The 6,903-nt window shown below is 35.6% G+C and carries 5 protein-coding genes; 4 read left to right on the top strand and 1 reads right to left on the bottom strand.

Annotation, left to right across the window (positions count from 1 at the left end):
• The first annotated feature begins 153 nt into the window (after window positions 1-153).
• Together ACTJJ9_RS20525 and ACTJJ9_RS20530 are read left to right on the top strand one after the other, a co-directional pair.
• Entirely contained in the window at window positions 154-1,176 is a 1,023-nt protein-coding gene (locus ACTJJ9_RS20525) for a DUF2332 domain-containing protein (protein WP_145581714.1), read from the top strand.
• A gap of 321 nt (window positions 1,177-1,497) precedes the next feature.
• Window positions 1,498-3,420 carry a fructose-specific PTS transporter subunit EIIC gene (locus ACTJJ9_RS20530; protein ID WP_145581715.1) on the top strand — a complete coding sequence of 641 codons (1,923 nt, stop codon included), beginning with the start codon at window positions 1,498-1,500 and terminating at the stop codon, window positions 3,418-3,420.
• A 90-nt stretch (window positions 3,421-3,510) separates the two neighbouring features.
• Here the strand turns inward: ACTJJ9_RS20530 and ACTJJ9_RS20535 are convergent, their stop codons facing one another.
• Window positions 3,511-3,987, bottom strand: coding sequence for a glutathione peroxidase (locus ACTJJ9_RS20535; RefSeq protein ID WP_145585387.1), 477 nt, complete (start codon window positions 3,985-3,987; stop codon window positions 3,511-3,513).
• A 247-nt stretch (window positions 3,988-4,234) separates the two neighbouring features.
• Here ACTJJ9_RS20535 and ACTJJ9_RS20540 point away from each other — a divergent pair, with 247 nt between their 5' ends.
• Both ACTJJ9_RS20540 and ACTJJ9_RS20545 read left to right on the top strand, forming a co-directional pair.
• On the top strand, window positions 4,235-6,490 hold the full coding sequence (locus tag ACTJJ9_RS20540; protein WP_145585386.1) for an EAL domain-containing protein: 2,256 nt from the start codon (window positions 4,235-4,237) through the stop codon (window positions 6,488-6,490).
• Window positions 6,491-6,619: 129 nt separating this feature from the next.
• The gene (locus ACTJJ9_RS20545) at window positions 6,620-6,778 is read left to right on the top strand and encodes a hypothetical protein (RefSeq protein ID WP_170944281.1); all 159 of its coding nucleotides are present in this window, start codon (window positions 6,620-6,622) and stop codon (window positions 6,776-6,778) included.
• Window positions 6,779-6,903 lie beyond the last annotated feature (125 nt).

Below are 6,903 nucleotides of genomic sequence, written 5' to 3' on the forward strand. Positions count from 1 at the left end.
GGCAAATCGTTTAGCGGTTTGCCCATATTTATGATGTGAAACCTGTTCCTTTAGACATTCAAACAGCTATCATAGTAATAGGATAAAACCAATGAGCGGGCTTCATCAATATGGTATAATAGTTACATATTATTCCAAATAAAGGAGATGAATATGGATATAACTCAATTGTCCCACCGCTTTAAACGCTTTGCTGTCAATGAATGTCATGGCTCAAGTGAACTTTATGAATGTTTGTCTCATAAAATTGCTAATGACTGCGAACTGCTCGAACTATGTTTAAATGCGAAAGCAGGTCAACCAGTTCCTAACCTTTTTTTAAGTGCTGTTCATTTTCTTTTACTAAGTGGCAAGAATCATAGTTTAAAAGAATATTACCAAAGTATTGTTGAACATCCTCAAAAGCCGGAAAAGTCCTTTGAGCATTTCAAGGATTTTTGCCGTCTATATCGGGAGGACATCATTTCTCTTATTTCTAGAAAGCTTGTTCAAACAAATGAGGTAAGACGCTGTGCATATCTTTACCCAAGCTTTTGCTATATAGATGAAATGGTGAAGAAGCCGCTAGCATTAATCGAAATTGGCACAAGTGCAGGGCTTCAACTTTTATGGGATCAATATAAATATTCATATGGAAGCGACGAAATCTATGGTAATAATCAGTCAACAGTCCATATTCAATCGGAAATTATTGGTGAGAAAAGACCACTTCTTTTAAAGAATAGCCCACCAGTTGCCTTTAGTCGGGGGATTGATTTACATATTAGCGATTTGGGTGATGAGGAAGACTTTATGTGGTTAAAATCACTAATTTGGCCGGAGCATCAAGGACGACGAGAACTCTTTGAAAAGGCAGCTGAACTTTTAAACCGAAATGATAGCAGCTTGATTGAAGGAGACGGGATATCGTTACTGACTAATATAACTGAGCAAGCTCCAGATGATGCAGTAATTTGTATTTTTCATACTCATGTTGCAAATCAATTAGAAGAGGATGTAAAGCTTACGCTCATCAATCAAATTAAAAAGATTGGGAAAACACGGGATGTCTTTCATCTCTATAACAATATGTGGGATCGCTATCTTCATCTTGATTTTATGTTAAATGGAATCGAAACTCAGCAAATTATTGCAGAAACTGATGGACACGGTAGATGGTTTAAATGGTTATTATAACTAAATATTATAAGAGGTTATCTCAAAAGCAAGGTATAAAAGCTTCCTGAGATAGCCTATTATTTGTATTCTTCAACTAGAACGTATCCGGGTAAATCAATAGTCTTTAGTCACTCCGTTATTGCGTAAAGCCTAGCTCTATTTTTCCCCTACACCCTTTCAGCTATTTTACTTTCTCTGAGAATTAATTTTATAGTAATGAAAAATAAACATGCTTTTACCGTAACTTCTGGTAAAAATAAAAAATAATAGATGGACAAGCACATTATAAGATATAAGAAAGCGATTGCTAATACGCTTACATCTAAGGAGGAAAACAAAATGGCAAAGATATTAGCTGTTACTGCTTGTCCAGTCGGAATCGCACATACGTATATGGCTGCTGAAAATTTACAAAAAGCAGGCGAGACATTAGGGGTAGAGATTAAAGTAGAAACTCAAGGCTCTATCGGGATTGAAAATGGGCTTACAGAGCAGGATATTGCAGAAGCAGATGGAATTATTATTGCAGCAGATAAAGAGGTAGCAAAAGACCGCTTTGTCGGTAAAAAGCTATTAGTTACTGGTGTGCAAGAGGGAATTCGTAAACCAGAGGAGCTTATCAAAAAGATTCAAACTGGAGATGTTCCAGTTTATAAACCAGAGCTTGCTTCCGAAAATGGAGAGAAACAGCGTAAGAAGAAGGAAAATCCAATTTATAAGCATTTAATGAACGGTGTTTCCTATATGGTTCCGTTCATTGTAGTGGGGGGATTATTAATTGCCCTCGCATTAACCCTTGGCGGTGTACAAACACCAGGAGGTATCGTTATCCCCGAGGACTCTATTTGGAAGCAAATTGAAAGCCTTGGTAGTACAGCATTTATGTTCATGGTGCCAATATTAGCCGGTTTTATTGCGGTAAGTATTGCTGATCGTCCAGGATTAGTTCCGGGTATGATAGGCGGATACATTGCGGCAAATGGTAGCTTTTATGGCAGTGATGCAGGTGCTGGGTTTATCGGTGGAATTATCGCTGGTTTCTTAGCGGGCTATGTTGCATTAGGCATTAAGAAAATGAAAGTACCAAAAGCGGTACAACCTGTTATGCCAATTATTTTTATTCCAATTCTATCATCGGTGATTGTTGGTTTAGCTTTTATTTATATTATTGGTTCACCGGTTGCTAGTGTGTTTGAATTATTAACAACTTGGCTTGCAGGAATGCAAGGTAGTAGCTCCATTGTTTTAGCGCTAATTCTTGGAGCGATGATTGCGATTGATATGGGTGGTCCATTTAACAAGGTTGCCTTCCTATTTGGTTCAGCAATGATTGCAGAAGGAAATTATTACATTATGGGTCCAATTGCTGTTGCAATTTGTATTCCGCCAGTTGGCCTTGGTTTAGCAACAATTATAAACAAGCGTAAATTCCATCCAAATGAAAGAGAAGCGGGAAAAGCTTCCTTTACAATGGGATTATTCGGTATTACTGAAGGGGCTATTCCATTTGCCGCTCAGGATCCGTTGCGTGTTATTCCAAGTATTGTTGTAGGATCAATGGTTGGTTCGGTTATTGCGATGATAGCGAATGTAGGAGACAAGGTTGCTCATGGTGGTCCGATTGTTGCGGTCTTAGGAGCAGTAGATAATGTCGTTATGTTCTTTGTTGCGGTCATTGCTGGGGTTATTGTGACAGCAATAATGGTAACTGCTTTGAAGAAGGATGTTGAGTCAGCACCTGTAAAAAATGAAGAGGTACAACAAAATGAAGAAATCATCAAGCAAGCAACACCTAACACAAATTTAAATAAATTAACGGATATTACAAACGTCGATTTAATTGAAACAAACTTAAAAGGTGAGACGCGCGATAAGGTGATTGATGAGTTAATTTCTAAATTTGAACAGAATGGTGTATTGCATTCTAAAGATGAGTTTAAGCAAGCGATTCTAAAACGTGAGGAAGAAAGCTCTACAGGCTTAGGAATGAACATCGCAATTCCGCATGGGAAATCAAATGCTGTGAAGCGTCCAGCTGTAGCTTTTGGAATGAAACGTGATGGGGTAGATTGGAAAAGCTTAGACGGAACTGATGCAAAATTAATTTTTATGATCGCAGTACCTGAGGATGCAGCAGGAGATGCACATCTTAAAATTTTACAAATGCTATCTCGAAAATTGATGGATGATGAATTTAGAGAGCAATTGCTAAAGATTGCATCAAAGGAAGAAGCATTCAATTTATTAGAAACGATTCGTTAATAAATGTAGGAAACTAGTATAATTTATAACAAAAGAGAGCAGGGTTGTGCTCTCTTTTTGTTTTCAGATTAAAATTAGTTGAAGAAAGGCTTACAAAACCTTTTCTAAATCCTTTTCAAGCTGCGCTGGCTCAGTTGTAGGCGCATATCGCTCAACGACTTGGCCATTTCGATCAATGAGGAATTTTGTGAAATTCCATTTAATATTTTTCGTTAATACACCTTTTTTCTGTTGCTTTAAAAATTGAAACAATGGATCCGCATTGTCCCCGTTGACATCAACCTTTGCAAACATCGGAAATGTCACACCGTAGTTTACCTGACAAAATTGCATCGTTTCTTCAATATTATCAAATTCCTGATGATTGAATTGGTCACAGGGGAAACCTAAGATTTCTAATCCTTGTGCATGGTACTTTTCGTATAACTGCTGTAAGCCGTTGAATTGTGGAGTAAACCCGCATTTGCTAGCTGTATTGACAATGATAAGAGGTTTGCCTTCATATTCCTGTAATGACTTTTCTTCACCATTCGCCATTTTTACCTTGAAATCATAAACTGTATTCATGAACTTACCTCCTTCTTTTCTATGAGAAATGAGCTTCCTCTAAATCGTACGTGATTTTTACTAAAAATTACAAGCATTTTGGTGATGGATACCTTTATTTATTGCTCTTTACCCTGTAAAGAGGTCTGGGGAAAATTTGCAAAAAAGAAAAATAGAGTAGTTTATATAGATAAAAAGTAATGGTAATATAGAACTATAAAATACCTGAATAGTTAAATAAAAATATATACGACGTGAGGAAAAATGGATGTACACAACAAGACGGTTAGCAATATGGTTCCTGTTAGGTATCACAATTTTGTTATATGGATGGATTTTGGTATTTGGAGAGAATGCTTGGATGCGGGCTTTAGGGGTTTCGGTTGTTTCGATTATAGTCGGTGCTTTCAGTTTTACGAGAATTTATCATGTATTTTGTAATCGTTTAAATCCGCAAAGATATTTTTGGCTCATCCTGAATATAGGTGTGTTTTTCTATATTCTTTTCAACTGTATTTGGTTATATGAAATCATTGTATTAAAGAGTGCTTATTATTCAGATGAAGTAAATATTGTTTGGAATATATCACTTATCTGCTATCTTTTTGCGCTTCTTTATAAGTTGAAAATGATTTGTAGGATTTCCGCAGTAACCAATCGGTTTATTTTCAACATTGTCATTTTTATGGCATCAGCTGTAACAATTAGTACTCATTATTTATTACAAAAAATATATAGTCTAGCAGAAAACTCAATCATTATTGCCCTTGTTATCCTTGCTTATCCAATTTTAAGTCTTAGTACGTTGTTAGCTGCTATAAGTGTCGTTTATTTAAGTAAATACTCGAATGGACTGGATAACCACTCAATAAACTATATGTTTATCGGGTTTACAATTAAAACGATTGGAGATTTTATTTACTTATTTCAAGAGGGCTTAGGGATATATGAAATAGCAGGTTATATTGATCCGCTTTGGATCGTTGGTGTCGGCTTGTTAGGCTTAAGCTTTGAGGATATGAAAAAATCGTCACAATTGTTTAGTGGGAAAACAGAAGAGAAATGGAATCATCATGTATCTATCTTTCCTTATCTTAGTAGTCTGTTATTAATGATATTACTTATTGATTATCATCGCTGGGAAATGAATAGTCTTTTTATTGGATTATTCGTCATTTATCTTTTAGTCGTGAGTAGACAGTTATTTTTACTTCAGAAAAATTATCATCTCATGCAAAAGTACAAAGGTTTGGCTTATCTTGACTCACTAACAGGACTTTACAATCGGACTAGATTTAAATCTAGTTTAAAAAGCATGCTAGAGGATGCAAAGCAACGAGACAGTCAAGTCGGAGTTATTTTAATCGATTTAGATCGATTTAAAAACATTAATGATTCACTTGGACATCACATTGGGGATAAGCTTTTAATTGAGGTTGCTAACCGACTAATGAAGGCGCTTAATCAAGAGGACAAATGCTTTCGACTAGGAGGAGATGAATTTGTTGTTACTCTCTCGGGAACCTCTACTACCCATTGTGCAATTGTTGCAGAGAAGATTTTGCATCTGTTTTCAAAACCGTTTCAAATTGAGGAATATTCAATAGCTGTAACCCCGAGTATTGGTATAAGTATGTATCCAGATAACGGTGATAATGGTTATACGCTTTTTAAACATGCGGATGCAGCGATGTACTTAGCAAAGGAAAAAGGGAAGAATAACTACCGTTTTTTTAACAAAAAGCTTTGTAAAACGATCGAACGGAAAATCCTTATTGAAAACGGGTTAAAAGGTGCAATTCAAAATAAGGAACTCCATATTGTCTATCATCCAAAGGTTATCCTTCAATCTCGTGAGATATATGGAATGGAAGCACTTCTTCGGTGGGAGCATCCTACTTTAGGCAATGTTTCACCAGCAGAGTTTATACCGATTGCTGAGGAAACTGGGCAAATTGGTGTGATTGGTGAATGGGTGCTGAGGAACGCCTGCAAACAGGCAGAAATTTGGCATGAGAATGGTTTCCCGCCATTAATCATCTCAGTCAATGTTTCCGTTAAACAATTTCAACATGGAGACTTCTGTCAAACTGTAAAGGGGATATTACAGGAAACAAAGCTAAACCCTCATTATTTAGAGCTGGAAATAACAGAAAGCATTATGCAGGATATTGGGCAATCGATAACAGTTCTTAAGAAGCTAAAGGAGCTTGGGGTAAAAGCATCCATTGATGATTTTGGCACAGGTTATTCTTCATTGTATATGTTAAAGGAGCTTCCGATTGATACAATTAAAATCGATAAATCATTTATTGATAATATTATAGATAAAAAGGATCAATACATGATAAAAACGATTATTGAATTCGGGATGAATTTAAATCTTCATGTTGTTGCAGAAGGTATCGAAACAGAGGAGCAATTATCCTTATTGAAAGAATTTCATTGTCAATTTGGACAAGGGTATTTATTCTCGCAACCATTGAATGAGGTAGAGTTTGAGAATTTGTTTTGTAGCCAATAACTAGAATAAGATATTTATGTAGTTTAACGAGTTTTTTAAACAATGATACAAGTTTTTTGAATTTTCATGTTTATCCTTTCGTTGCTTTGGGTATATGTGTTATGAAATGATATTACGGAGGGATCGATCTTGACAATTGGTTCAAAAGTATATTATAAGAATGAAATGTATAAAGTGATTTATATTTATAATACAGGCATGTGTGAGATTAAAAAGCTAGGTTTGAATAATAAAGTAGAATTAGTTCAATTGACAGACATTACATATAAATTACAGTCGATATCATAAAAAAAGGGTTCAACGTCAAATGTTGGGGTGAAGTAAATCTTACTTCTCCCTTATCCAACATGAACACCCACTTTTTTATACTTATGTGTTAATAAAATCTTTGCTCTAAAACGCTTGAAACTTCT

It is taken from the genome of Metabacillus sp. 22489, assembly GCF_052044855.1.
GTDB classification, from domain to species: Bacteria; Bacillota; Bacilli; order Bacillales; family Bacillaceae; genus Metabacillus; species Metabacillus niabensis.